Origin of the sequence: Rhizobium sp. LjRoot30 (assembly GCF_964253915.1) — a bacterium.
Classification (GTDB): Bacteria; Pseudomonadota; Alphaproteobacteria; order Rhizobiales; family Rhizobiaceae; genus Metarhizobium.
On record NZ_CAXUSG020000006.1, the window covers coordinates 304,857 to 331,257 of the forward strand.

26 protein-coding genes are annotated in these 26,401 nt (G+C 61.9%); 11 read left to right on the top strand and 15 right to left on the bottom strand.

Annotated features, from left to right (window positions below; all coding sequences use genetic code 11):
- Window positions 1-125 precede the first annotated feature (125 nt).
- From tssK to ACSQ3I_RS14940, 6 genes are all read right to left on the bottom strand, one after another.
- A complete protein-coding gene (tssK, locus tag ACSQ3I_RS14915; RefSeq protein ID WP_436000136.1) occupies window positions 126-1,454 on the bottom strand; it encodes a type VI secretion system baseplate subunit TssK in 1,329 nt (442 codons plus the stop codon).
- A 62-nt stretch (window positions 1,455-1,516) separates the two neighbouring features.
- Window positions 1,517-2,023: a type VI secretion system lipoprotein TssJ gene (tssJ, locus tag ACSQ3I_RS14920; RefSeq protein ID WP_436000137.1), complete on the bottom strand. Its 507-nt coding sequence runs from the start codon at window positions 2,021-2,023 to the stop codon at window positions 1,517-1,519.
- Window positions 2,024-2,070: 47 nt separating this feature from the next.
- A complete protein-coding gene (locus tag ACSQ3I_RS14925) occupies window positions 2,071-2,853 on the bottom strand; it encodes an FHA domain-containing protein (protein ID WP_436000139.1) in 783 nt (260 codons plus the stop codon).
- Between the two features lie 52 nt (window positions 2,854-2,905).
- Entirely contained in the window at window positions 2,906-3,985 is a 1,080-nt protein-coding gene (locus ACSQ3I_RS14930; protein ID WP_436000141.1) for a methyltransferase domain-containing protein, read from the bottom strand.
- A 12-nt stretch (window positions 3,986-3,997) separates the two neighbouring features.
- A complete protein-coding gene (locus ACSQ3I_RS14935; RefSeq protein WP_436000143.1) occupies window positions 3,998-4,378 on the bottom strand; it encodes a PAAR domain-containing protein in 381 nt (126 codons plus the stop codon).
- Window positions 4,375-5,400 carry an ATP-binding protein gene (locus tag ACSQ3I_RS14940; RefSeq protein ID WP_436000145.1) on the bottom strand — a complete coding sequence of 342 codons (1,026 nt, stop codon included), beginning with the start codon at window positions 5,398-5,400 and terminating at the stop codon, window positions 4,375-4,377. The genes ACSQ3I_RS14935 and ACSQ3I_RS14940 overlap by 4 nt, the downstream gene beginning before the upstream one ends.
- A gap of 137 nt (window positions 5,401-5,537) precedes the next feature.
- On the opposite strand from ACSQ3I_RS14940, the gene ACSQ3I_RS14945 reads away from it, so the two are divergent.
- The 10 genes from ACSQ3I_RS14945 (at window position 5,538) to tssE (ending at window position 17,444) form a co-directional block, all read left to right on the top strand.
- Complete coding sequence (locus tag ACSQ3I_RS14945) at window positions 5,538-5,867, top strand: STAS domain-containing protein (protein WP_109458954.1); 330 nt, start codon at window positions 5,538-5,540, stop codon at window positions 5,865-5,867.
- Window positions 5,868-6,008: 141 nt separating this feature from the next.
- Window positions 6,009-8,750 (top strand): type VI secretion system ATPase TssH, encoded by a 2,742-nt coding sequence (gene tssH, locus ACSQ3I_RS14950; protein WP_436000147.1) that lies wholly within the window; start codon window positions 6,009-6,011, stop codon window positions 8,748-8,750.
- A 62-nt stretch (window positions 8,751-8,812) separates the two neighbouring features.
- Entirely contained in the window at window positions 8,813-9,289 is a 477-nt protein-coding gene (locus ACSQ3I_RS14955; protein ID WP_436000149.1) for an Hcp family type VI secretion system effector, read from the top strand.
- Between the two features lie 58 nt (window positions 9,290-9,347).
- Window positions 9,348-11,438, top strand: a complete 2,091-nt coding sequence (locus ACSQ3I_RS14960; protein WP_436000151.1) for a type VI secretion system Vgr family protein — start codon at window positions 9,348-9,350, stop codon at window positions 11,436-11,438.
- A gap of 11 nt (window positions 11,439-11,449) precedes the next feature.
- Entirely contained in the window at window positions 11,450-12,061 is a 612-nt protein-coding gene (locus ACSQ3I_RS14965) for a DUF6931 family protein (RefSeq protein WP_436000153.1), read from the top strand.
- A 153-nt stretch (window positions 12,062-12,214) separates the two neighbouring features.
- Window positions 12,215-13,351, top strand: a complete 1,137-nt coding sequence (gene tssA, locus ACSQ3I_RS14970; RefSeq protein ID WP_436000154.1) for a type VI secretion system protein TssA — start codon at window positions 12,215-12,217, stop codon at window positions 13,349-13,351.
- 56 nt (window positions 13,352-13,407) lie between these two features.
- A complete protein-coding gene (tssB, locus tag ACSQ3I_RS14975) occupies window positions 13,408-13,917 on the top strand; it encodes a type VI secretion system contractile sheath small subunit (RefSeq protein WP_436000156.1) in 510 nt (169 codons plus the stop codon).
- Between the two features lie 3 nt (window positions 13,918-13,920).
- The gene (tssC, locus tag ACSQ3I_RS14980) at window positions 13,921-15,414 is read left to right on the top strand and encodes a type VI secretion system contractile sheath large subunit (RefSeq protein WP_436000158.1); all 1,494 of its coding nucleotides are present in this window, start codon (window positions 13,921-13,923) and stop codon (window positions 15,412-15,414) included.
- Between the two features lie 4 nt (window positions 15,415-15,418).
- A complete protein-coding gene (gene tssC / locus ACSQ3I_RS14985) occupies window positions 15,419-16,963 on the top strand; it encodes a type VI secretion system contractile sheath large subunit (RefSeq protein ID WP_436000160.1) in 1,545 nt (514 codons plus the stop codon).
- Between the two features lies 1 nt (window position 16,964).
- Complete coding sequence (gene tssE, locus ACSQ3I_RS14990; RefSeq protein WP_436000162.1) at window positions 16,965-17,444, top strand: type VI secretion system baseplate subunit TssE; 480 nt, start codon at window positions 16,965-16,967, stop codon at window positions 17,442-17,444.
- A 20-nt stretch (window positions 17,445-17,464) separates the two neighbouring features.
- Here the strand turns inward: tssE and ACSQ3I_RS14995 are convergent, their stop codons facing one another.
- The 6 genes from ACSQ3I_RS14995 to ACSQ3I_RS15020 all read right to left on the bottom strand — a co-directional run bounded on the left by ACSQ3I_RS14995 (window position 17,465) and on the right by ACSQ3I_RS15020 (window position 21,391).
- Window positions 17,465-17,905: a response regulator gene (locus ACSQ3I_RS14995; RefSeq protein WP_436000163.1), complete on the bottom strand. Its 441-nt coding sequence runs from the start codon at window positions 17,903-17,905 to the stop codon at window positions 17,465-17,467.
- Between the two features lie 324 nt (window positions 17,906-18,229).
- Window positions 18,230-18,484 carry a hypothetical protein gene (locus ACSQ3I_RS15000; protein WP_436000165.1) on the bottom strand — a complete coding sequence of 85 codons (255 nt, stop codon included), beginning with the start codon at window positions 18,482-18,484 and terminating at the stop codon, window positions 18,230-18,232.
- 189 nt (window positions 18,485-18,673) lie between these two features.
- Window positions 18,674-19,303 (bottom strand): DUF2076 domain-containing protein, encoded by a 630-nt coding sequence (locus ACSQ3I_RS15005; protein WP_436000167.1) that lies wholly within the window; start codon window positions 19,301-19,303, stop codon window positions 18,674-18,676.
- A 27-nt stretch (window positions 19,304-19,330) separates the two neighbouring features.
- Window positions 19,331-20,047, bottom strand: a complete 717-nt coding sequence (locus ACSQ3I_RS15010) for a Bax inhibitor-1/YccA family protein (protein WP_436000169.1) — start codon at window positions 20,045-20,047, stop codon at window positions 19,331-19,333.
- Between the two features lie 38 nt (window positions 20,048-20,085).
- Window positions 20,086-20,859 carry an anti-sigma factor family protein gene (locus ACSQ3I_RS15015; RefSeq protein WP_436000171.1) on the bottom strand — a complete coding sequence of 258 codons (774 nt, stop codon included), beginning with the start codon at window positions 20,857-20,859 and terminating at the stop codon, window positions 20,086-20,088.
- Window positions 20,846-21,391 carry a sigma-70 family RNA polymerase sigma factor gene (locus tag ACSQ3I_RS15020; RefSeq protein ID WP_436000172.1) on the bottom strand — a complete coding sequence of 182 codons (546 nt, stop codon included), beginning with the start codon at window positions 21,389-21,391 and terminating at the stop codon, window positions 20,846-20,848. The genes ACSQ3I_RS15015 and ACSQ3I_RS15020 overlap by 14 nt, the downstream gene beginning before the upstream one ends.
- A 330-nt stretch (window positions 21,392-21,721) precedes the next feature.
- Here ACSQ3I_RS15020 and ACSQ3I_RS15025 point away from each other — a divergent pair, with 330 nt between their 5' ends.
- Window positions 21,722-22,654 (top strand): lysylphosphatidylglycerol synthase domain-containing protein, encoded by a 933-nt coding sequence (locus tag ACSQ3I_RS15025; protein WP_436000174.1) that lies wholly within the window; start codon window positions 21,722-21,724, stop codon window positions 22,652-22,654.
- Between the two features lie 145 nt (window positions 22,655-22,799).
- Here ACSQ3I_RS15025 and ACSQ3I_RS15030 read toward each other — a convergent pair whose 3' ends face one another.
- The 3 genes from ACSQ3I_RS15030 to ACSQ3I_RS15040 are packed head-to-tail and all read right to left on the bottom strand — an operon-like array spanning window position 22,800 to window position 26,254.
- Window positions 22,800-24,533: a flotillin family protein gene (locus tag ACSQ3I_RS15030; RefSeq protein WP_436000175.1), complete on the bottom strand. Its 1,734-nt coding sequence runs from the start codon at window positions 24,531-24,533 to the stop codon at window positions 22,800-22,802.
- Between the two features lie 6 nt (window positions 24,534-24,539).
- Window positions 24,540-25,208 (bottom strand): OB-fold-containig protein, encoded by a 669-nt coding sequence (locus ACSQ3I_RS15035; protein ID WP_436000177.1) that lies wholly within the window; start codon window positions 25,206-25,208, stop codon window positions 24,540-24,542.
- A complete protein-coding gene (locus ACSQ3I_RS15040) occupies window positions 25,208-26,254 on the bottom strand; it encodes a PspA/IM30 family protein (RefSeq protein WP_436000179.1) in 1,047 nt (348 codons plus the stop codon). The genes ACSQ3I_RS15035 and ACSQ3I_RS15040 overlap by 1 nt, the downstream gene beginning before the upstream one ends.
- Window positions 26,255-26,401: the final 147 nt, after the last annotated feature.

The window sequence follows — 26,401 nt, forward strand, 5'->3', positions numbered from 1 at the left end:
CCCTTGCCGGCGAGTGGTTCAACAAAAACCGCAGCCTGCCGAGGCTGCTCTCCCGAAAGAGGGCGGCGTATCGTGTCGTCGGAACCGGGGTAATAAGCAAACGGATCGCTCAGCGTCTCCCCTCCTCAATCTTTGACGGCCCACAAATCGAGCTCGAGTCCGGGAAATTCCCCTGCGACGTGAATGGCAAGGCCGGCACCGGCGGCAACCTGCTTCCAGATGGGGCTGGAGCGGTCGAGCTCGAAATAGGCCTTTCCGGTGTGATACGGGATCTGCCGCGGCGCCACCGGCAGGGCGCGCAACATGACGCCGGGCAGCGCCGTGTTGACCAGTTCGGTGATCTGCTCGACGGCGCCGATCTTCACCTGGCCGATCAGGCGGCGCACGAGCGCTTCGGCCGGCATGTCCGCCTTTCCGGCGAGCACGAAGGTGTATTTCAGATAGAGCGAGCGGTCCGGAACCTCGGCCACGCGGATGCCGTAGCGATGTTCCGTCAGCGGAATGGCGATGGCGTTGCGTTCGAGCACGGCGCTCAGCGCCTGGCGGATGGCGGCGGCGACGGGCGTGAACACCAGCTGCAGCCGCTCGTGGTCATAGACCGGGAAGGGGCGCGGACGATGCGAACCGCTGGTGAAGGTCGACAGTTCGCCCGCCAGGCCGATCGCCGTCATGAAAAGCTGCTCGGGATGGACGAAGGACGCCGACGCCAGATGTGAGAAGACCGGCTGCCAGCGATTGATCGTCTGCAGCATCATCATGTCGGTGATTTCCGACGCCGTGCCGGAGCTGGAGCCGGCCAGGCGCGAGGCGATCGCCTCGCCGCGGTGATTGAGCAGGCCAACGATCTCGGTCATGAAGCCGGACAGCAGGTTGGACACCTGGGAATCGAGCACCGGCGGCACATAACTCTCGTCGAGCACCACGGAATTGTCGGCGCGGACCTCGATAATGCGGGCCAGGCCGATGCTGACGAGGCCGCTGCGGTCGCTGCCTTCCAGCGCGTAGCGCAGGCGCAGCTTGCCGACGACGATGGGTGCCGCCGAAATATCGTTGCTGTTGGCGTCGGAAATTTCGATTTCGGTGGTTGCGTAACGCGTCTGTGTTTCCGCCGAAAGTTCGGCCGTCTCGCGCCCGCCCGGCTGGCTGATCGGCAAGGTCAGGTAGACGATGCTGTTGCGGACATTTTCGTTGAGCTGCAGCGGTGGCAGTTCCAATGCGTCGTCGGGAATGGAAAACGGCGTGCCATCGGCAAAGACGCCGGAGGCGCGCTCGACGCCGAAGCGGCCGATCGACAGAAGTTCGCGGTTGAGGCGCAGTTCGGTCAGGCCCCACGCGTAGGGCCTGAGGCCGCGCGTGCGGTTGCGCACCAGGCGCTCGACGTAGCGGGCATCCTGCTGGAAGTGCTGGGCACGGATGAACATGCCCTCGGACCATATCACCTTGTCAAATGACATCGTCCGCTCCCCTCAGGCGCGGTGAAAACTCCGCCCTCTTGTTCCAGTCAAAACGCGACATATCAATCCTGCGGTCCCAGTTCGACGGACGATGTCTTCAGGTCGGCTTTCAGCTTGAAACGCTTGTCGCCCTGAAGCGGCACCATGGCCCGCCATTTCGCATCCTCAAAATTCCTGTAACCCACCACGACCGCAACAATCGTGGTGCCTTCAATCAAGTTCGCCTTAATGCGCTCCACCCCGCCAGGCGTCAGGTATATTTCCGTCTTGCCGAGCATGGTTCCGCCCAGCGTCTTTTCGTCTTCTTCCCAGAGTTGGCGGAAACTGCCGTTGACGAAATTCGTTTCACCGTTGAGCTGATAGAGCCGCATCACCACGGGTGACGGCACGCCGTCCGGGCCGGGATTGGCCAGCGGCGAGGCGACCGCGATAAAATCGATGCTTGCAGCGGCCGGCGCCGGCTTGATCTCGATTTCCGTCGGCGGCGGCTTCTTCTTGCCGAACATGCCACAGGCGGACAGTCCGGCCGCCAGAACGCAGACGATCAGAACCTTGAGGACAAGCGACATAGCTCCTCGAATGGCCGGGACATGCCCGGCATTCATAGGAAACGACCCTACTGCCAACGCGACCTCTCCTCCTGGAGGAAGTCACGTAGCCTGGCGTCAAATACCTGTCTTTCGTTTTCTGACAAAGCCAGCATCGCCTTTTCAACAACCCGGATCAACGTCTTCACGTCGACAGTTCCGGCCGCCTGCAAAAGCGTCCCCATTTCGCCGCTCGAAACCGGCACTACTCCTTGGTTGCCCCCCGCCACATCCGGCGGCGAGAGGGCACTTCCGGCCACCATATCGGCGGACAATGGCAGTTCGGGCTTGCTCGAAGCTGCCTTTGGATCCCACCAGTCCTGCAAGAGCGGGCCTTGGCCCGGTTGAATCGCTGCCTCCTCCGCAGCCGGTATAACGGTAACAGCCGGTGCCGCCGCCTTGTCGTCGAAGCCGAAGGGGCCATCGAGAAAGGCCTCGCCCGGCAATGCTTGCATGGCAACCGTGCCCGGTATCTCGGCAACCGCAACCGCGGCCGACATCGCTTCGATTTCGACGCCGATGATGGCGTCGCCCAGAAGCAGCGTATCCCCGTGCGACAGCAGTCCCGGAATACCGCGCCCCACCGGTACGTCGTTAATGCGCACGCCATTTGTTGACGTGTCCGTCACCATAAACCCTCTCTCCGTTCGATCGATGCGGCAATGCGCCTTGGAGAGCACACGATCGGGATCGGGAATCATCCAATCCGCCTCCGGTGACCGTCCTATGACGAGGCCCCCGGACTCAAGAACCTTTTCTGGTATGGTTTGCATTAGGCGTGCGGGGCCTCTCAACAAAAGTTTCAGTCGCATGGAACTCCCCGCTATACGACGGCGTAATATCAATCTTCTATAGGTCGATACACTATTTCACGGTTTTTCGGGCCGCCACAAGGTGGGCGGAGTAGTACATACAGGAACGATCGTGCAATCTGACATGCCAGGGAACCTCCTGCGAAGGGCCGCTGCGCCTGAGATCGCCGGCTGCAAGCGGTCCGTCGGAGAGCAGCATGTCGAGGATAGCCTCCGGGCTGCCGCCATGTGCGGCGCGCTGCGAATGGCCGCCAAGCCAGGCTTCGACGGGCGTCACCTGACCTGACCAGTCGAACGGTACGGAAAGGATGGCCGCCCCGTCCGGCCGCAGGGCGCGGCTGATTTCGGTCAGTCCGGCCCGCGGGTCGATCATGCAGTCGACGACGTTCATCGCAGCGGCGGCGGCGAAAGTATCGGCCGCGAAAGGCAATGCCATGACATCGCAGATCCAGATATCGGCCAGCTTGCCCGCCTTGTGGCCTGCGGCATAATGTCGTCGATCGTAGACGAGGCCGTTGCGGCGCAAGCCGTAATCGACGACCCCGCCGACGACGGCCTGGCGCCCGTTGCGCGCCAGCGACATCGAAATGTCGATGCCCAGCGTCAACCGGCCCGTGCGCTCGGCCAGTTCCACCGTCGTTCTCCCCGTGCCGCAGCCGATGTCGAGGATCGGTCCGTCCGGCATGTCCGCGGCAACCATGTCGAGCCCGGAAGCGAGGTTGCGGACGACGGCGCCCGGTGTGGCGCCGCCCGGCGGACTGCCGGCGCCGGCTGGATCGCGGTCGCCCCAATGGTCCCACGCATAGGAGGAGACGTGCTGGCGAATCGCCTCCAATCCGCTTCCGGGGCCGGCGGCGTCGCCGATCAGCCCCTCGACGGCGGGCGTCAGGTCGTTGCGGGCCAATATGTAAAAGAGATTGTCCTGGACATAACGTCGCACCTCGGGAACGAGGATCGGCAGGCCATCGATGATCGGGAATTCAGCCCCGCAGGCACTGCAGGAAAGAATGCCGCTGCGGATGTCGTCGTCCTCTTCCTTTTCCACCACCATGATGGCGACGGGGGAATTGTTCCCCTGGCGCCGGCACACGGGGCAGGCCGGACGAAGCGATTCGAAATGATGCCGACGCACGCCCGATAACCCTCAGCCGCCGATCATGACGGTGGGGCATCCCGGCGGCAAAACCTTGCCTGTCGGGCTCGGGATCGGCGCAACACAGGCCGCATGCATGGTCATGTCGTTGATGCGCGCCGCCGGCAGGTTGCCGATCAGCACCGTTGCCGAACCCAGGGAGATCATGCCGGGGCCGCCGGGAACGCAGCCGGGAAGCGTGCAGGGCGCCGACGTGTCGGTCAGCCGCGCCGCCGGCATGTTGCCGATCATGACGGTCGGCAGGCCGGTGATGATGGCGAGCGGCAGCGCCGGATGCGGCACGGGCGTCGGCACAAGCGCCGCGGGATGGATGGGCGCATGGCAATGCGGCGCATCCTGCAGGATCATGTCTCCCATGCGAGCGGCGTTCATTGTCCATTTCCTCCGGCCGGGGGCAGATTTTTTTCAAGTAAAAGGACGTTCCAGCCATTACTTCGTTTGTACTCCACCCTGTCAAGCAAAGTTCGAACGAAATGCATGCCCAATCCACCGATCTGGCGGTCGTCGATCTCCACGGACAAGTCCGGTTCTGGCACACTCAAGGGGTCGAACGGCCCTCCGTCGTCGCGAACTTCGATGGTCAGCAGCCCCGATTCGACCGAAAGTGACACAAGGATTTCGTGGGCGTTGCCATCCTTGTAGCCGTAGTTAACCGCGTTGGTCAGAATTTCGTCCAAAGCCACGTCAAGCCCGGCAACCGCCTCTTCGTCCAGCGATTGGCGCAGGAAAAAGCGGCCGATATCCTCCAGCAAAGGCGGAATTCCAGCCAAATCATTGGTCATGACGAAGGTGGCTGACCTGTTCGATTTGGCGGCAGTCTTGTAGAGAACCGCGCAGCCCACGCCTGTGGAGGCCTGCAGAGCAGGCTTCACCAGCCCTTCAAGTCCCTCGATCGGCACCTTGCCGTCGGGCAGGCCGGGCGTATCGCCGGCGGTCAGCCACAGGATGCTGCCGGGCGTAACGGACGGGCCGGCGAACGCCTCCGTGCCGTCGCCGAGGCGGGCACCCGCTTCGCCCGTCGTCGCAATGCTCACCTGGCCGGATACGACGTCGAGCCGAGCCAGGACGGCGTCGAAGCGGATCTGCGGCGCCAGGTTGGCGACGGCTGCAAGCACAGCGTGTGGGTCGCTGATTCGCGTCAGCAGTGCCCGCAGCATCTGCCTAAGGCCGGAGGCCGTCCAGGCGCCGTCGAGGCCGGTCTGGTGCACGCGGATCGCCGTTGCGGCGAAGATCTGCGTTTCCACCCAAATATGGTCGTAGAAGGCGACTGTGGTGTTTCCCGTACCGATGCCGGATTCGACTTCGAGGTCGCGACGCACCGGAAACCGCGGCGGCAGCAGCGCTCGCTGCATCAGCGCGGCCAGTTCCTGGCGCAGGGGATCAGCTGACGTCATTGATGCGGTTCCCTCTCATCCTTGAAAAACATTCTGGCGCGGGGCGCCACTTTCTGAAATCATTACGGGCAATAATGCTGCGGTTCGTCACGCGGGCCGTTTCCCGATCAAGTGTGAATAACGAGGGTACCAACGCCATGAACATCGCCGAGACTCGCCGAGAGGGCAACCTTATTGTTTCGCCAAACGGCAGAATAGACAGCATGACGTCGGGTGTGTTCGACCGTCATCTTGCCGCTGTCATCGATCGTGGCGATACCAACATCATCGTCGATCTTGCCGGGCTGGAATATATCAGCAGCACCGGATTGTCGGTTTTCCTGTCGGCTGCAAAGAAGATCCGTGCAACCGGAGGGCGAATGGCATTGACCGGCCTTAACAGTCGTATCCGTTTGGTATTCGAAATGAGTGGTTTCTTAAGGCTATTTCCGATTTATCCGACCGTGGATGCGGCCCTCGCCGGATGACCCAATTTTGGACATGGACTTTTAGGGGCAAATCGGTTCTAGCTTTCCAAGTCGCAACAAGAGCGACCGAATTGTCATAATAGTTTTTCAAGTCATGCGTCACTATTTGCTTGGCGCCCTGCAGCATGAGAGGGGATATGCTTGCTTAACGTTGACTTGCAATCGTTGATCGCACGCCTCAATCCGATTTGCCGTTCGACACTCGAAGGTGCAGTCGGTCTGACGTTGTCGCGCACGCATTATAACGTCGAGATCGAGCACTGGCTGGTCAAGCTTCTCGAATCCGCCGACACCGACATTGCCGCGATCCTGCGGCATTTCGAAATCGACGCGGGCCGTCTGGCCGCCGACCTCAACAAGGTGCTCGATCGCCAGAAGACCGGCAACAGCCGTTCTCCGGCGCTGGCCCCCAACATTATCAAGTGGATGCGTGAAGCCTGGATCTTCACGTCGCTGCAATACAATGAGCGGGCCGTGCGCAGCGGCCATCTGCTGACCGCACTTCTGTGCGACGACACGCTCGCTGCCTTGGCGCGCGACGCATCTTCGCAATTTGCCCGTATCAATGCCGAGGCACTGCGGACTTCGGTCGGCAAGATCACCTCCGGTACTAGCGAAGCCGGTGCCGCGGCGGCGGCTGCAAGTGGCAGCGCCGGCGCACCGTCCGTGGATGGCCAGGCTCGCCCGGCCGTCGTCTCCGGATCGGCGCTCGACCAGTACACCATCAACCTGACGGCGCGGGCCCGCGAGGGCAAGATCGATCCGGTTCTCGGCCGTGACGCCGAAACCCGCCAGATCGTCGACATCCTGACCCGCCGCCGCCAGAACAACCCGATCCTCACCGGCGAAGCCGGCGTCGGCAAGACGGCCGTCGTCGAAGGTTTTGCCCTGAAGATCGCGGCCGGCGACGTGCCCCCGGCTCTCAAGGACGTCGAACTTCTGTCGCTCGATCTCGGCCTGCTGCAGGCCGGTGCCGGCATGAAGGGCGAATTCGAGAACCGGCTCAAGAACGTCATCGAAGAGGTGAAGGCCTCTCCGCGGCCGATCATCATGTTCATCGACGAAGCCCATACGCTGATCGGCGCGGGCGGTGCGGCTGGCCAGAACGATGCCGCCAACCTGCTGAAGCCGGCGCTGGCACGTGGCGAAATGCGCACGATCGCCGCCACGACCTGGGCCGAATACAAGAAATACTTCGAGCGCGACCCGGCCCTGACCCGCCGTTTCCAGGTGGTCAAGGTCGACGAACCGGGCGACGAGGCAGCCATCGGCATGATGCGCGGCCTGATCCCGACGCTCGAAAAACATCATGGCGTGCGCGTGCTGGCAGAAGCGGTGGAAGATGCCGTTCGCCTGTCGCGGCGCTATATTCCGAGCCGCCAGCTTCCGGACAAGGCGGTCAGCCTTCTGGACACGGCCTGCGGTCGTGTTGCCGTTGCCGCGCATGGAACGCCTGCCGTGGTCGAAGACCGTCGCCGGCGGATCGAGATGATCGATACGGATCTTGCCGTCCTTGGACGCGAAGTGAAGATCGGCGCCGATCATGCCGAGCGGATTGCCGAGTTGCAGGCCGATCGCGAGAAGACGGCCTCCGAACTGGTCGACATGGAAGCGCAGTGGGAAAAGGAACGCGATCTGGTGTCGCAGATCCGCGCACTGCAGGAAACGCTGGGCGAACTGGAGGAAGGGGCCGAACAGCCCGCCGACGCCAAAACCCCGGAAGAAATGCGCAGCGAACTTGCGGCACTTGGTGCCGAACTGACTGCGCTGCAGGGTGAAAACCCGCTGATGCGCGTCACGGTGGATAGCCAGGCCATTGCCGAAGTCGTCGGCAACTGGACCGGCATTCCGGTCGGCCGCATGGTTTCCAACGAAATCAAGACGGTTCTGGCCCTCAAGGACAAGCTCAGCGAGCGCGTCATCGGTCAGTCGCATGCCCTGGAAGCGATCGCGGAAACGATCCGCACCTCGCGCGCCAAGCTAACGGACCCGCGCAAGCCGATCGGCGTGTTCCTCATGGTCGGCACCTCGGGCGTCGGCAAGACGGAAACGGCATTGGCCTTGGCCGACCTGCTGTATGGTGGCGAGCAGAACCTCACCGTCATCAACATGTCGGAATTCAAGGAAGAGCATAAGGTTTCGATGCTCGTCGGGTCGCCCCCCGGTTATGTCGGTTATGGCGAAGGCGGGGTTCTGACCGAAGCGGTTCGCCGCCGGCCTTACTCCGTGGTGCTGTTCGACGAAATGGAAAAGGCCCATCCGGGCGTGCAGGACGTGTTCTACCAGGTCTTCGACAAGGGCATGCTGCGCGACGGCGAAGGCCGCGACATCGACTTCAAGAACACCATCATCATCATGACGTCGAATGCGGGCACGGATCTCATCCACAAGCTCTATGCCGATCCGACCGACCGGCCCGACGTCGATACGCTGACCGAGGCTGTGCGTCCGGAGCTGCTGAAGAGCTTCAAGCCGGCCTTCCTGGGGCGTTGCTCCGTGGTTCCCTACTTCCCGCTCGCGGACGACATCATTCGCAAGATCGTGGAACTGCAGCTGAACCGCATCCGCAAGCGGTTCCTGGAAAATTACCGCGCAAACCTCACCTGGGATGCGTCGTTGATCGCCGATATCGCCAGCCGCTGCACCGAAGTGGAAAGCGGCGCGCGCAATATCGAATATATCCTCTCTCGCGGATTGTTGCCGCGCCTGTCTGCCCACGTCCTGTCGATCATGGCGGACGGCCGGCAGGTCGGAAGCCTCAAGGCAGTCCTCGGAGCGGATGGTCAGTTCGAGTTTGTGGAACAGGCGTCGAACGACGAAGTCGTGTCGCCTGCCGATATCGACGAGACAGCGGAGGAAGAGCCGGTCGCTGCCGCCGAATAAGCATGTTCTGCGAAGACTAAAGCCTGATAATAGAAATTGGACACACTAACGGGAGCTTACGAATGGCTATTTATCTGAAGTACGAAGGTATCGATGGCGAAGCAACGCACGCCGCCCACTCCAAGTGGATCGACATCGGCAGCATGCAGTTCGGCCTCGGTCGTGCGATCTCGACGCCGGCAGGTGCTGCAGCAAACCGCGAAGCAAGCGAGCCGAGCGTCAGCGAAGTCACCGTCACGAAGATGCTGGACAGCTCCTCTTCCAAGCTGTTCACGGAATCGGCAACCGGCGCAGCCGGCAAGAAGGTCGAAATCCATCTCGTCAGCACCGGTAGCCCGGGTGCAACCTATGCCGAATACACGCTGACCAACGCTCTGGTTTCGGCCTATTCGGTCAGCTCCGGCGGCGACCGTCCGAGCGAATCCATTTCGATCAACTTCACGAAGATCGAATACAAGTTCACGCCGTATGACGACAAGAACAAGGCCGGTACGCCGGTAACCGTCAGCTACGACCTCTCGACCACCAAGAGCGGCTGATAGTGACCAAATCCTGGCGCTTGGCGTTTAGCCAAGCGCCTCTAAGGATCATGCTTCCATGACGACGACACTCACTCAGGCGGAGCGCTGGCTGACCCTTGACACGCCGCTCGGCGAGGATGTGCTTGTCGCAACCGGTGTCCGTGGGGTGGAAGGCATCTCGCGGCTTTTTGAATTTCATGCGGAAGCCCTCTGCGAGCGCGAGATCATTGCGCCGGGGGATCTTCTCGGCAAAAGCGTGACGCTGCAGATGTCGCACCCGGCCTCGAAGCGGCGCCTGGTGAACGGCATCGTGACGGCATTCTCAGGCGGTGCCCTGACGCGCAGCAGTTACCGCATCTACAATCTGACGATTTCGCCGACCTTCTGGGTTCTCGACCGAACGTCTGACTACAAGATTTTCCAGGACAAGACTGCGGTGGAGATCGTCGAGGAAATCCTCGGCGAAGAAAGCATCAAGTTCGAGAAGAAGCTCAACGCGACCTACGACCGGCGGGAATATTGCGTCCAGTATGGCGAAACCAACCGCGCCTTCGTCGAGCGTTTGCTGGCCGAGGAAGGCATTTTCTACTTTTTCACCCATGCGCAGGGCGCCCATACGCTGGTGCTGGCGGACGACGCCACCGGCTATAAGGATTGCCTGCAGGAAAAGGTGGCTTACCGTGCCGACAGCAGCAACACGGCGGATGCGATCTCTGTCCTGGATATTGGCCGCGGACTGACCGACACCAAATGGGAACTCCAGGACTACAATTTCGAGGTTCCCAGCGAAAATGTCTCGGGAACGAAAACCACGAAGAAGGCGCCGGCTGCCGACAAGTCTTGGTCGCATTTCCGCTTTCCGGGCGACTCCATCCAGAAGACGACGCTCACTCGCCTGTCGGCCGTGGCCGTCGATGCATCTGACCGCGTCACGGAGACGATTTCAGGTGATTCAAGCTGTGCGAGTTTTGCCCCCGGCCATCGCTTTACGGTCGAACATCCGATCGATGCGGAGAACAACAAAACCTACGTGCTGACGGAGGTCTATCACGAGGCTTACAACCGCACGCACTTTACCATGCAGGGCGGCAGTGGCGGAGAACCTTCCTATAAGAACCGGTTTACCGGCGCGATCTCCACGCAGCCGGCGCGCAGCCCGCTGCCGGTGCCGCGGCCGATTGCCCGGGGGCCGGTAACCGCCAAGGTCGTCGGCGCGTCGCAGGAAGAGATCCATACGGACAAGTATGGCCGCATCCGCGTACAATTCTTCTGGGATCGCTACGGCAAGAACAACGAACAGAGCTCCTGCTTCATCCGCGTCGCGCAAAGCATGGCGGGCAGCGCCTGGGGTTCGATGTTCATTCCGCGTGTCGGAATGGAAGTGGTGGTGCAGTTCCTCGACGGCGACCCCGACAGGCCGCTGGTGACCGGCGCCGTCTACAACGCCGACAACATGCCGCCGTGGGCCTTGCCGGAGAACATGACGAAAAGCGGCCTGCTGACGCGGTCGACGAAGGACGGCCAGGTCGCGAATGCCAACGAATTGTCTTTCGAAGACAAGAAGGGCAGCGAAAAGATCCTGTTCCACGCGGAGAAGGATTTTACCCGCGAGGTCGAAAACGACGACGTGCTCGATGTCGGCCATGACCAGACGCGGACGATCAAGAACGACCGGACCTCGACGATCACCGAAGGCAACGACACCTTCACGATCAAGAAGGGCAACCGTGTCGAAAAGATCGAGACCGGCAACGAAACCCTCGATATCGACAAGGGTAACCGCACGACGACGCTTGGGCAGGGCAACGATACGCTGACGCTGTCGCAAGGCAACCGGACGGCGACGCTCGACAAAGGCAACGACGCCCTGACCGTGTCGATGGGGAACCGGACGACGACGGTCGACAAGGGTGACGATACGTTAACTGTTTCTCTGGGAAATCAGACAACCAAGGCGAGTGCTGGTAAGATTCTGCTGGAAGCCGGGCAAGGCATAACCTTGAAATGCGGCTCGAGCACCATCGAATTGACACCGGCCGGGATCAACATAAAGGCGGTTCAGATCACGATAAAGGGGGATGCGAAGGCAGGCCTGCAGGCGCCGATGGTGGACGTTGCCGGGGACGGCATGGTCACCGTCAAGGGCGGTATCGTGAAGATCAACTAGGAGCGCGGACTGTGAAGATCCAGAACGAACCGTTCCGCAAGGTGAGTGCTGCGACAGCAGCGGAGATTTGTGAGCGCGTCGACCTCTCGACGGAAGCGCGCGCCTTCCTGCTGCCGGACCTCTCGCCGCAAGGTTACTTCTCCCTGCTGGTGGATTCCGAGCAGGTCGGCGATGCCGTGCGCTTCATGGCGTTCTCGCTGCCCGTCCGTGAGGCGGTGTGGTGGGCTTGTGTCGTGGCGCATACCAATATCGCCCAGCCGAATGAACTCGAAACGACCTGCCTGGAGCGGACGGCCGCCTGGGTCTACGGTCCGAACGAGGAGCGCAGGCGGGCATGTTTTGCCGTTGCCGAACAGGCGAAATTCGAGGGGGCAGCGGCCTATGCGGCGCTTTCCGTCTTCTGGTCGGGCGGAAGCCTGGCGCCGGAAGGCATGCCGGATGCGCCAGCGGATCCCAAGCTCGGCCCGATCGGTGTCGGCGCTTCCGTGCTGCTGTCCATCACCGGCGGCGCGCCGCAGAGCCTCCTGAGGCGCTTCGAGGCATCGGTGGTGCGCGGCGTGAACATCGCCAATGGCGGGAACGGCTGGTTGAAGGACGACCGCCCGCTGAAGGCGGCAAGCTAGGGTTGCGAAGAAACAATCGGGGTTTTTCAACCTCTTTAACATTTTGCGCATAAGAGTGGAATTACAGTCGAGTGTCCTTCTTGTTACGGCCGCGCCCGCGGTCAAGGAGACAAGGTTCGGCCGGGTTCTTCTCTCTGAAAAGGAAGCCTGCTCATGGCGTTGACGCCGGTCATCGATATCGACGCTTTTCTCCAGCCCATCAGCGATGATGCGCCGGCTGGAACGGATCCGCGTGCCGATACCTCGTCGTCCTCGCTCTATTACCAGACGAAGGATGCGCGCAACGCTGCGCGTTCGGCCGAACGTTCCGCCGTCGAACTCGGCGGCCCGCCGCCGGAAGAATGGGACGTGGTTGCCGAGACGGCGGCGACCATCCTCGCCAGCCACGCGAAAGATCTGGAAATCGCCGCCTGGTTCGTCGAGGCCCTGCTGCGCCAGGAAGGTTTTGCCGGGCTGCGGGATGGCTTCAAGGTCATCACCGGCATCGTCCAGAATTTCTGGGAACCGTGTTTCCCGGAACTCGACGAGGACGGCATCGAAAGCAAGGTGTCCGCGGTATCGGGGCTGAGCGGCGCCGGCGCCGTCGGCACGTTGATCCAGCCGACCCGGCTGGTTCCGCTGACCTTCGGTTCGCTGGCGGATTATTCCTTGTGGAACTTCGAGCAGGCGACGGATCTCGAAAAGATTACCGACACATACAAGCGCCAGGAACGGATCGACAACGGCGCCGTTACCATGGAGCAGTTCAACCAGAGTGTCGCCGAAACTCCGGCGGCCCGCTTTGGCGAAACGGCGGCGCTGATCGAAGAGACGCTGGCGGCGCTGGCGGATATGTCGGCTGCCTTCGATGCCGTTGCCGGCATGGATGCCCCGCCGACGTCCGCGCTCCGCGAACTGCTGGAACAGATTCTTGGTTCGCTCAAGCATTTTGCCGCCGACAAGCTTGCCGTTTCCTCCTATGGTGATCCGCAAGCCGGCGCCGGCGAAGAGACCGGCGAGGCGGTGGAAACCACGGGTGCCGATGGCACCGTCACGATGGTGCAGGTCCGCAAGATCGACGGTTACGCCTCCCGTGACGAAGCTTTGGCGGAATTGCTTCGTATTTCGAACTATTTCCGCAAGACCGAGCCACACTCGCCGATATCCTACACACTGGAGGATGCGGTTCGGCGAGCGCGCCTCACCCTGCCGGAACTTCTTGCCGAACTGGCGGAAGATCCAAGTCATATCCAGAGAATACTTCTTGCGGCGGGCATCAAGCCGCCGGAAGCCGAGCCCTCCGGATATTGAGTATAAAACGTAGCATCGCATTGATTCCAAACGGCAACTGACACAGAGGGATTGTCATGGCAGAGAGCGTTCAACAGAAACTGAAGAGAGTGCGCGCTCCGCGCGTCCACATTACCTATGACGTGGAGACTGAAGGCGCGCAGGTTCGCAAGGAACTTCCTTTCGTTGTCGGCGTGATCGGCGATTTCTCGGGCAAGCCCTACGAGCCGCTGAAGCCGTTGCGCGATCGCAAGTTCATCCAGATCGACCGCGACAATTTCGACGACGTGATGAAGCGCATGACGCCCGGCGCGGAATTCAAGGTCGACAACACGCTGGCCGGCGACGATTCGCAGATGGCGGTGTCGCTGAAGTTCAACTCGATGGAAGACTTCGAGCCGGGTTCGATCGTCGACCAGGTCGAGCCGCTGCGCAAGCTTCTGGCCGTCCGCAACAAGCTGCGCGACCTGATGTCGAAGGTCGACCGGTCGGAAGAGCTGGAAAGCCTGCTCGAAGAAGTTCTGCAGAACACCGAGAAATTGTCCGCGCTCGCCGGCGAGCTGGGCAGCGAGAAGAAGGAGGGCTGATTTATGAGCACTGAAGTCAAAACCGAAGGCGGCGCAGCAGCCGCAGAAGCCACCGGTTCGCTAAGCCTGCTCGACCAGGCCATCCAGGTCACCAAGACCGCCGAACCGGACGAAATGCAGGACCTCCTGAAGACGTTGACCGACGAAGCCCTCTCGGGCACGGTGACCTTCTCCAAGAACCTGACGCAGACCTTCAACAAGGCCATCCAGGCGATCGACGAAAAGCTGTCCAAGCAGCTGACCGCGATCATGCATCACCCGGACTTCCAGAAGCTGGAAGGTTCCTGGCGCGGCCTGAACTACCTCGTGAAGAACTCCGAAACGTCGGCGACGCTGAAGATCCGCGTCCTGAACCAGACGAAGAAGGAACTGCACAAGGATCTCACCAAGGCTGTCGAATTCGACCAGAGCCAGGTGTTCAAGAAAATCTACGAAAACGAATTCGGCACCCCCGGTGGCGAACCCTACGGCGCCCTGATCGGCGACTACGAATTCGGCAATGGCACCGAGGACCTGGAAATCCTGCAGGGCATGTCGAACGTCGCGGCCGCTTCCTTCGCGCCGTTCGTTTCTGCTGCCAGCCCGCGGATGTTCGGCCTGGAAAACTTCACTGACCTTTCCAAGCCGCGTGATCTCGAGAAGATTTTCGAGAGCTCGGAATACATCAAGTGGCGGGGCTTCCGTGAAAGCGAAGACAGCCGCTTCGTCACCCTGACGATGCCGCGCGTTCTCGCACGCGTGCCCTACGGTTCGCAGGGCACCTCGATCGAGGAGTTCAAGTTCGAAGAAGCGCCGATCGATGCCAATGGCGTCGTGACCAAGATGGAGCAGGACCAGTTCACCTGGATGAACGCTTCGTACGCACTCGGCGAGCGCCTGACGACGGCTTTCGCCAAGTATGGTTGGTGCGTTGCCATCCGCGGCGCCGAAGGCGGCGGCAAGGTCGAGAACCTGCCGAGCTTCACCTTCACCAGCGATGACGGCGATGCCGACCAGCAGTGCCCGACGGAAATCGGTATCACCGACCGCCGCGAAGCCGAACTCTCCAAGCTCGGCTTCCTGCCGCTGTGCCACTACAAGAACACGGATTACGCCGTTTTCTTCGGTGCGCAGACGACCCAGAAGGCAAAGAAGTACGACAAGCCGGATGCAACGGCCAACGCCGCCATCTCCGCCCGCCTGCCGTACATCATGGCGACCTCGCGCTTCTCGCACTACCTGAAGGTCATGGGCCGCGACAAGATCGGTTCGTTCATGGAAGTCAGCGATTGCGAAACCTGGTTGAACAACTGGATCCGCAACTACGTCAACGGCAACTCGGAAGCCAGCGCCGAAATGAAGGCGCAGTATCCGCTCGCCGAAGCGCAGGTCTCGGTCAAGGAAGTTCCGGGCGCTCCGGGTTCCTACAACGCCGTCGCCTACCTGCGTCCGTGGCTGCAGATGGAAGAGCTGACCGCTTCCATGCGTCTGGTTGCGCGCATCCCGCAGATGGGTTGATCGCATGGTGGATGCCGAGGTTCTTGATGCGGTAGGGCCTGCTTCAGGTAGCGAGCCCGTAAGCCTCGATCTTCGGCGCAGCATTGTCGATGCTGTTTTGGGGCGCGGCGGCGAAGAACTCGCCGCCGCGCTCGACGATTTTTTCGGCGAAGACGACCGGACGGCCGGATTGGCCCGGTGGTTTTCGGAGGAACAGCTGGCCCGGATCGAGCCGAGCCGGATCTCCGCCATGCTGATGCGCGATATTGCCGCCATCGACGCGCTGATCGGCGATCAGGTGGACGAGATCCTCCACGCGCCTGAATTCAAGCGTATGGAAGCTGCGTGGCGCGGCGTCGATCTGCTGCTGGCGGAAACCGACGACGACGAGAAAATTCGCCTGCGTCTGTTCAATGCGACGTGGCTGGAATTGTCGCGGGATTTCGACAGGTCGATCGAATTCGACCAGAGCACCCTGTTTGCCAAGATCTACAACGAGGAATACGGCATGCCGGGCGGCGTGCCTTACGGATTGCTGGTCTGCGATTACGCCGTGCGTCATCGCTTCTCGTCCGGCTCCGGCCCGGTGACAGACGACGTGAGCACGCTGTCCAGTATCGCGCAGGTGGCGGCGGCGGCGTTTTCCCCTTGCGTGATCGGTGCGGCGCCGGAACTCTTCGGCGTCTCGACATTCGCCGACCTGTCCTATTCGCAGCGTCTCGACACCAGCTTCCGGCTGGTCGAGTACCAGCGGTGGCGCAAGCTGCGGGAGAGGGAAGAAAGCCGGTTCGTCGGCATTGCCCTGCCGCGCATCCTTTTGCGCGACCGGTATCGCGACAGCGCTGTCCGGGAGGATGGTTTCCGATACATCGAAGGCGGTACCGGCGTCGATTCCTGGCTGTGGGGCAACGCCGCCTTCGGCTTCGGCGTGGTGGCGATCCGTGCTTTCAAGGAGTGGGGCTGGTTTGCCGACGTCTGCGGCACGCGGGGCGACAGCAATCGTGGCGGGGTGATTTCCGATCTGCCGTCGCCGGATTTCTCGACCGTCGAGGCAGCCGGCTATCGGCGTCCGCTGGAGGTCGAACTGACCGACAAGAAGCAGAAGGCGCTCGAGGATCTCGGCTTCATCTCCTTCAGCCCCTGCAATTTTACGCGTTCCGTGGTGATGCTTGGCGCCCAATCGCTGCATCTGCCCACGGATGAGGGCGACGTTGCCGAGCGGGCAAACGACCGACTTTCCTCGATGCTGCAATATGTGATGTGCATCAGCCGCTTCGCGCATTACGTCAAGGTGATGGCTCGCGATCGGGTCGGCGCCTACTCGACGCCGCAGGATCTGGAGCGCTATCTGGCGGAGTGGTTGCGCAACTATACGATTGGCAATACCGATGCCGGGCCGGAACTCAAGGCGCGTTATCCGTTGAGCGGTGCGCAGCTGGAAGTTAGGGAAACGCCGGGCCGCCCGGGTTCCATGAACTGCGTCATGCATCTGCAACCGCATTTCCAATTCGACCAGGTGGTCTCGGGGTTCAAGATGCGGACGGAAATACAGGCGGCGAGGGTAAGATAGGATGGCACGCAATCCGCCAAAGGCACCGCCGCGTCTGGCGCTCTTCGACCGGCTTCTGCAGGGCGACAGTGTCGAGACCGACAAGAACGCCGACCGCGCGATGCGCGAGTTGCGCGACTCCGTGCGGCGCGATCTCGAAATTCTCTTCAACACCCGTCCCCGGCATCTGCCGATCGATCCGGCATTGGAGGAGTTGCAGAAGTCGCTCCTGGCTTTCGGCCTGCCCTCGCTGCAGGGCCAGCATGTTGCGACCCCGACCCAGCAGCGGAAATTTCAGGAGCATCTGCAGTCGATCATCCAGCGGTTCGAGCCGCGTTTCCGGGATCTTTCGGTGCAACTTGTGCAGAACCAGGACTGGATGGACCGCGTCTTGCGCCTGCAGATCCATGCCATCCTGGAAACCGATTCGTCCAGCGAGGCGGTGGTCTACGATACGATGATCGATCCGGTTTCCGGCGGTCTCGTCATCAAGGAAGCGTGACGCGCTCGCGGCGGACCTTATTACGCGGCAAAGATCTGCATCGAGCGTGGCGCAGGCGCGCGCTGGTGGCTGCGGCGGGCGATGGCATATTCCAGCGATTGTTCGATGGTGCGCGAATCGACCGGTTTCCTGACAACACCCAGCGCACCCTTGACGCCTGTGGCCACCAGTTCCGGATTGGCCGTCATGAAGATGACGGTGACGCCGAATTCTTCGGCGAGGATGCGACCGATTTCGGGGCCGCTGGGGCCATCCGACAGGTTGACATCAACGAGCGCGATATCGGCCAGCGGTGCGAGAATAAGCGCATTTTCCTTGTTGCTGGCGAGACCGACCACATCCGCCTCGACAGGCGACGACGACACCATGTCCTCGACGTCCATGGCAATGAGGTATTCATCCTCGATTATCAGCACACGATGATTCATATCGCCCCCATTCTGATCCCTACTCGTCTCCATAACCTGATCCTTTCCGAAGCGACGACCCGTCTTGCGAGCAGACGTGCTCGGTCATACCGATCTTCCAGGTCATGGGTCACGCTGTTGTATATCCGTGGGCTTGTATTCTTGCCCTTTGAAATCTCAAAACGGCCGGGATTGAAATATGTTCCGCGGAAGAACATCTTTTGTGAAAAATAGGGAAGATTCGGGAGAAAATAACTTAGAACTTGAAATTGGAGGATTTCATAAAGAATAAATTAACCATGTCGGCCGTTTTTGGTTAATCGAAAGTAAATTATTCCGCTTTCGCCCGAACTGTGTCGGCGTGCAGGGGCAGATGCTTCAAACGACGAGCGAAGCGCCCAGCCAGAGGCAGGCTATACTACGGCTGACGTAACATTCCAGCGTGGACATGCCTCCACCTTTCCGCCAGACCGAAGACCAGATGAAGAGATTGTAGGGCAGCGGCAATAGAAAAATCAGCAGCGCCGTCCAGTCCGGCATGCCTGCGCCCGCGGCCGTGAAGGCCAGCGCAAGGAAGGTGACGTTCAACGCGGTGCCGAACAGGAACATGTCGCGCCACAGGAGCACGGGCATCGCGATCCGATTTTCCCGTCTGTCTGTTATGAAGCGGCGCAGTGGCATGACCTGAACTTTGATGATGGAACGGCAGGCGCCGACGGTGTCGTGTGCGGGCCTTCGCGTCTTCGATAGAGCAGCGATGGCACAAAAGCAATTGCCGCGCCCTGGGGCGCGGCAACTCGATTGTCTGGATGCGGGCGGCGATCAGAAGTCCATATCGTCCATGCCGGCATCGGCGCCGAGGTCGTTGTCCTGATTGGACGTATCTTCCTGCGGCTGTTCGGCTGCCGGCGCGGCATTGGCGGTATCGCCGGCGAACATGCCGGCGATGGCGTTGCCCAGAAGCACGCCGCCGGCAACGCCCATGGCCGTCTGGGCGGCACCGGCGAGGAAGCCGCCGCCGCCGCGCTGGGCCATGCCTGCCTGCTGGCCCCATGGGCCGCCGGCCTGTTGGCCCATCGGCGCACCGTTCGGAAAGCCGCCCATGCCGTTGCCGGCATTCTGGCCCTGATAAGCCTGGCCCTGCTGATAGGCCTGGCGTTGCGGCTGCGGCGCGGGGCGGCTGCCGCCACCGAACAGGCTGGAGAGCAGGCCGCCCGAAGCCGGACGGTTGGCCGCCTCGTATTCGAGTTGCTCGATGCGCTGCTGCGCCGCCTGCAACGCCTGATCCTGCACGACGATGGTCTGCGCCATGAAGTAGGGCGAGGCGGGCTGGGCGGCGACCCGTTCCCGGATCAAGGCCTCGGCCTCGTTGTCGCGCTGGCCGCTCTGCTGCTCTACCTGGGAGAGCTTGCCGAAGAGGCCGTCGATCGCCTGGCGGTCGTTCTGGTCCATGGATGATACTCCTTTGCGTCGGGCGGCTTACTCGCGCTCGCCCGTAAAGTTCAGCAACAGCTGGAAGATGTTGACGAAGTTAAGGTAGAGCGACAGGGCGCCGAAGACAGCGAGCTTCTGCTGCGATTCTTCGTCGAAGTTTTCAGCATACTGTTCCTTGATGTTCTGCGTGTCCCAGGCGGTCAGGCCGACGAAGACGACGATACCGATCACCGAGATGGCAAACTGCAGGGCCGAAGAGCCGAGGAAGATGTTGACGACGGACGCGATGACGACACCGATCAGGCCCATCATCAGGAACGAGCCGAACTTCGACAGGTCACGCTTCGTCGTGTAGCCGTAAAGGCTGGTGGCGCCGAACATCGTCGCGGCGATGAAGAAGGTGCGTGCGATGCTGGTGCCGGTGAAGACCAGGAACACGGACGCCAGCGACAGGCCCATCACGGCGCAGAAGGCCCAGAAGGTCAGCTGTGCGGTGCGTGCCGACATCGAGTGGATGCGGAACGAGAAGAAGAAGACGAAGGCGAGCGGCGCCAGCATCACCACCCACTTCAGCGGCGTGGAGAAGATCGGCACGTAGAGCGCCGGCGTCGAGCCGACGAAGAAGGCGACGAGGCCGGTCAGCACCAGGCCGGCGCCCATGTAATTGTAGACGCGCAGCATGTGCTTGCGCAGGCTTTCGTCGAACACCGCCTGGCTTTGCGCAGCGGGATGATACCCAAAACGATTGGGGTTTGTATTCATGATCGATCTCCTTGTCCGATTCTATGAATGGGGAAAAATCAGTAGAGCGAGCCGGCGAGTTTCTGAGCTATGCCGTTGAGTTCGTTGGCCTTGCGGGCATCCGAAACCAGGGCGTAAGCCACCTCGCCGATCTGCCAGTAGGACGCCTGCGTCGCGCCGGTGGCGAAGGGCAGGGCCTGCTGTACGGTGAAATTGCCGGGGCGGACGGCAAAGAGCGACAGCACTTCGCCCTTGCCGGGGGATACCGCCATTTCGACGCTGGGGCCGAAGGCGGAGGGGAAAATCTGCACGTCCATCACCCGCCAGCCTTTCGGCACGGCCGGCATGACGATGCCGGTTGCGGCGCGGATGTCGTTGGGGTCGTAATCGGCGGTCTCGCGCTGCGAATGCATGCTTTCGCGCAACAGCGTCGTCTGGTGGGCACGGACGGCCTCCTCGACGAAAGCCGGCGGCTGCACGGAAGCGACGACGCTGGTGGCGCCGAAGGGACCGACATAGGCATTGGCCAGCCAGCCGGTTGCGATCAGCAGGATGATGGCCGCCGCGCGCCGCACCGTCGAGAAGAAGCGGCCGCGCGACAGCGCGCCTTCGAGCCGTCGTGCGGCATCGCGGGTTTGCGGCCGTGCGGCCCTGCTCTGGTCGGCGAGCGCCAGCCGCAATTCGCCCTTGAGGCTGAGGTCAGCCATCACCTGCGCCGCGATCTGCGGGTTTTCGGAGAGATAGGCCTCGACCTCGATGCGGCGATTGATGCCGAGCTGGTTGTCGACATAGGCCGCCAGATCGGTCTCGACGATGGGATCAACGCTTTTCATTGTCTGCTCCTCCGATCAGCCGCAGGTGACCGCCCTTGGCGGCGCCGGCCTGGTCTTCGAAATTCCTGAGTTTTTCCCGTGCCCGCGAAATGCGCGACATCAGCGTGCCCACCGGAATGCCGAGTGCCTCGGCCGCTTCCTGGTAGGAAAGATCTTCCATCGCCACGAGATGCAGGGCTTCGCGCTGTTCTTCCGGCAGGGCGAAAAACGCTTCGCGCACCTGGCGCAGGCGAACGGCATGATCCTGATCGGCGGGGGCCGCCTGTTCGGTTATCTGGGCCGCCGCCTCCACGCGCAGCGACTGGGACCGGGCGCGGCGGATGCGGTCGATATGGGTATTGTGCACGATCGACAGCAGCCAGTTGCGGATGTTGGCGCCGCGCCGGAAGGTGCTTTCGTGTTCGTAGGCGCGGACGAGCGCATCGTGCACGAGATCTTCCGCCTCGTCGGCATTGCGCACCAGCGAGCGCGCATACCGCCGCAAGGTTTCCAACTGGCCGACAATGTCGAACGGGCTGCGTTTCGTTTCCATGACCCAGTATACGCAAGCCCGGTTGACCCTATTCCATCGATTTCGAAAAAAAATCGCATGTCCGGCATGGCGCGCGGGAACACGCAGCGGAATAGGCCGTTCGCCCTCTGGATTTCGCCTTTCAAAAATGCGTCGGCTGTTCAGAAAAAGGAAAGGGAATGCACGGATGATTGCCGGATGATCGTTGCAGCCGCTGGCGCGGCTCGGGGTCGTATCGGCGGTTTTTGGTAAAAAACACTTGTCACACCCGCGCCTGCCGTGGGTAGATGGTGGCATCATCGTATCGTGGAGGATCGTGGGTTTGGCGGCAAAAGAATACGGGCTGACCGGATGAGTTTGAGAAAATACGTCTGGCCGGTGATCGGTCTCGCTGCCGTCGTCTTCTCGATATGGTTGCTGTATCGGGAACTGCGTGGTCTTTCCCTCAACGACATGATTGCCAGTTTCCGGGCCATCCCGTTGCATCACTGGCTGTTGTCGGGCGCTTCGACTTTGCTCGCTTATGCCGCTCTGGCCGGTTACGACCGGATCGCGCTTTTGCATTTACGGCGCAAGGTTCCCTGGCTGTTCATAACCGTCGCCTCCTTCACCACCTATGCCCTGTCCCACAATGTCGGCGCGTCCGTCCTGTCCGGCGCAGTCGTGCGCTACCGCGCCTATACCTCCCGCGGGCTGACCGGGCAGGAGGTGGGCGTGCTGGTAGCGTTCTGCTCGTTCACCTTCATGCTCGGCACCATTCTTCTCGGTGGCATCGTGCTGGTGTTCGAGCCGACCATCGTCGAACGTTTCGTCGATGTTCTGCCGCTCGATGCGTCGCGGACGACCGGTTTCGTGCTGCTTGGCCTTGTGGCGCTTTATGTCATCGGCAGCATGCTGGGGTTTCGGACCCTGTCGTTCGGCAAGCTCGAACTGTCTTATCCGCGTCCGCGTGTTGTATTGCAGCAGCTGGTAATCGGCCCGCTGGAGCTGTTGGCTGCCGCCGGCATCATCTATTTCGCTCTGCCGGAGGCTGGCAATCCCGGCTATTTCGTTGTGCTCGGCATCTTTCTGGTGTCGTTTTCGGCCGCCCTGGTTTCGCATGCGCCCGGCGGCCTGGGGGTGCTCGAACTGGTGTTCATCACCGGACTGCCGGATATGAACCAAGCGGACGTGCTGGCGGCGCTCGTGGTGTTCCGCCTGTTCTACCTTCTCATTCCCTTCGTCATTGCCCTTGTGGTGATCCTGCTGTTCGAACGGTCGCAGTTTTCGGTCGAGGAGCAATAGAGCAATTCCAGCAAAAGTGCGGAGCGGTTTTGCGTCCGGAATTGCGTAAAAAACAAAGGGATAGAGCGTTTTCGCGATTCGGAGAGAAGCGGAAATGCTCTAACCGCCCGCCGGATGTCCGGCAGGCGGCCTTGTTGGTCTTCGCTCAGATTTCGGGATTGCCCGATGGCGTCGGCGTTGCGCTCTGAACCGTCTGATGAGCCGGTTTTTTCTGCAGGGCCGTCTTCTCCGCGGCACCGCCGACGGAGGCCGCCAGCAGAGCCTGTGTTGCGTCCTCGCCCTTGAAGCCCGCCTGGGCAAGGATCTCGTCGAGAATAGGCTTCTGCGCGGTGAAGCTGAGAAGCTGGCTGCTGAGATCGCCGACCGGGTTGCCCGTCTGCTCGCCACCGGCGCCGCCGAGGGCGCCGACCAGGTTGCCGGCACTGAAGATGCGGATATCGGAGATCTTCTCGATCGGCTTCATTGCCTGAGCCAGGGCATCCGGAACGATGGCGATCCGGGCGCGGGCAAGCTCGAAGTCGATAATGCTGGTGGCCAGCGCATTGCGGGCCTCGTTCCTCGCCCGTTCGGCCTGCGCCTCGGCTTCGCCGAGCGCGATGACGCCGGCGGCGCGGATTTTTGCCGCTTCCGCCTCGGCCTCGGCTTCGATCTTGGTCGCAGCGGCGAGGTTTTCGGCGGCCTGGCGTTCGGCTTCGGCCTTGACCGTCAGCGCCGTTGCTTCCTGCTCGGCGGCCTTGCGGGCGTCGAGAACGGCGATGCGCTTGGCGCGCTCGGCGATCTCGACTTCGCGGGCGGTGATAACTTGTTCTTCGGCAGTGGTTGCCGCTGCCTTCGCCTCGTCGGCCTTGGCGCGGGCGGCCTGTTCCTGTTCGCTCTTCTGTGCCACGGCGATGGCCGCGTCGATGCGTGCCGTTTCCGTGATGCGGCGTGCCTCGGCTTCGCGCTCGGCAATGCCGCGTTCGGCTTCGATGCGGGCGGTTTCGCGGATCTGCCGGGCTTCGGCGTCGCGTTCGGCAATGCCGCGTTCGGTGTCGAGGCGGGACGTTTCTTCGCTGAGGCGCGCCAGCTGCTCCGCCTTGGCCGCTTCGGCGCGGGTTTCGGCGGTCTTGTTGGCGATATCGCGTTCCTGGCTCAGCTCGGCGTCGCGCTGTTCACGCTCGATGGTCAACCGCCGCAGCGCCGCTTCGCGGTCCTTGGTGGCGATCTCGACTTCGTTGTCGCGAACGATCTGGTTGCGTTCGCGCTTGCGCTCCTCGGTGATCTTGGTGAGCGCGGTCAGACCCTCGGCGTCAAAACTGTTGTTGGGGTTGAAATGCTTGATGTCGGTCTGGTCGAGGCGGGTCAGCGACACCGATTCGAGTTCCAGGCCGTTGGATTGCAGGTCGTGGGCGACGGCAGCCTGCACCGACTTGACGAATTCGGCACGCTGCTCCTGCAGGTCGCGGAGCGTCATGGTGGCGGCGACGGAACGCAGGCCGTCGACGAACTTGGCTTCCACCAGCGCCTTCAAGGCATCCGCGTCGTTGGTGCGGTCGCCGAGCGTCTGGGCCGCCAGCGCGATGTTTTCCGCATCGGGCTTCACACGGACGTAGAATTCGGCGGTGATGTCGGCGCGCATGCGGTCCTGGGTGATCAGCGATTCATGTTCGGAGCGCTTGACTTCCAGCCGCAGCGTGCTGAGCGAAACCCAGGAGTAGGAGTGGAAGATCGGCAGGATGATCGAGCCGCCGTCGAGGACGACCTTTTTGCCGCCGAGGCCGGTTTTCACATATGCCTTGTCCCGCGTCGCCCTGGTGTAGAGCGACGTCATGATGATGCCGATGACGACGACAGCCACTACGATGACGCCGGCGATCAGTCCCAATGAAAGAAAGTCCATGGTCGTTTAGCCCCCGTGATTCTCAGTGTGGGAATTGTCCAGTTCCGGCGGCGCCGGAATGGCTTGGAAAAGGCCTTTCGCGCCATCGACGATCAGCACCTGTGCTCCCGTCTGGATGACGTGGCCGGGTGCCGCGCAAGCGCGCAGGGTATGGATGTTATCATGCAGGTCCTTGACGCGGACGGTGCCGGGATTGCCCTGGTCGAGCGGCCCCAGGGTCACGATGCCGATGAGGCCGATGAAATCGGCCTGCTCGACGACGCTGGTCTCGTCGCGCGGTATGATTTTCGAGATGCCGTTGCTGCCCCAGCGGGTGACGGGGATTGCCGCCGCCACCGCGCCTGTCATCGCGGCAAAGAGCGGCATCGGGCCGCCCGTCATGTTGGTCCACATCGCCTGGATCGCGAAGCCGGCCGCGGCAAAGGCCGAGAGCAGGATGACCGCTAGAACGAGGATCGGCACGCCGCCCGCATTCAGCCAGGACATCCAGCCGCCCAGCAGGCCGGCTTCGGAGTGATCGGGAACATGGTGGCCGTGATGGCCGAGCCCATCGTCGATCAACCCGGAGGCCGAGCCGCCGAGCAGAACGGAGACAAGCTCGACGATGCCGAGACCCGCCACCGTCAGCAACGCGATCCAGAAAGGCGCCGTACCGGGTTGAACGACACCGTCCATCAGCGCTGACCTTCCTTGAAGGCTTTCAGACGCGCCTCGATGGCGTTCTGACGCTGCATCCGGCCCAACTCCTCGACTTCGGCCGCGCCGTCTGTCGGCTTGGCGGGAACGCCGGTGACCCGATGGACGGCATCGAGTGCATCCGCCAGGCGGCGATCGTTGCGCTGCGACGGTGTCGCCGCCGATGTCGGCACCGCCCGTTCGGCCCGTTGGGCATCCTCAAGGCGCTTCTGCGCATCGGCGCGGGCCGATGCGATGCTGCGCAACGTTGCTTCCGCCTCGGCGATTTCGGCGGCATTTTCGAGGATGGCCTTGGACAGGGCCTCGCGCTGCGCCTCGAGATCGATCTGCAGGCCGGTGGCGGCGCGGGCGAGATCCTCGCGGCCATTCTCCAGCCCGACCTTGATCTTGTCGTCGAGATCCTGGATTTCGGCATCGAGATCGCCGGACTTGGCTTTCAGGCGATGGCCCGCGGCGACGGCGACGCCGAGCGCCGTGCGTGCCTCCTCGGCGATCTTGCCGATTTCGCGTACGGCCTGCTGGGCAACGGCCGTCGGGTTGGATGCCTCTGCAGTATCGACTGCATTGTTGACGACACCGGCGATGACACGCCCGAGCCGGGCAAGAATACCTTCATTGGTCATGGAAGCCTCCTTGTTCGGTTGGAAGCCGGACTGGATGCCGGCCTGTATGCGGATCGAATTTCCATCGAAAACCAGCCGCGCCTCGGCAAAATCGCTCCAGCCGCTGCGATAACCGCTGACCGCGTAGGGCACGACGATGCGCCCGGCGACGGTGGCGATGCTGACGCTATCCGGGCCTTTGACCGCAAACAGCTTGGCATCGAGCGGGATATCCGAGACGGTTTCATCCGCCCGGCGGCGACTGTGATCGCGCAGTGCGAGGGTTGCCATTCGCGACGGCAGCCCAGTCTTCGTCCTGATTTCTTCATAGGCCGCCTCATGCAATGCCACCAGGTTGGCACCCCTTGTGCGGTCCAGAATCGCCATGGCCTGGCGATAGGCATGCAGGGTTTCATCAAGCATCCCCCGCTCCTTTTCAGCGAGTTGAAGGACAAGCGTGACGGCGGCTTTAAGCTTCGTACCCATGGCAAAATATATAAAGCACTGCATTGGTGCTTTCAAGGTTTCGACCTTACTATTTCGAGAACGCTTTGGCCCGGCCAATTATTC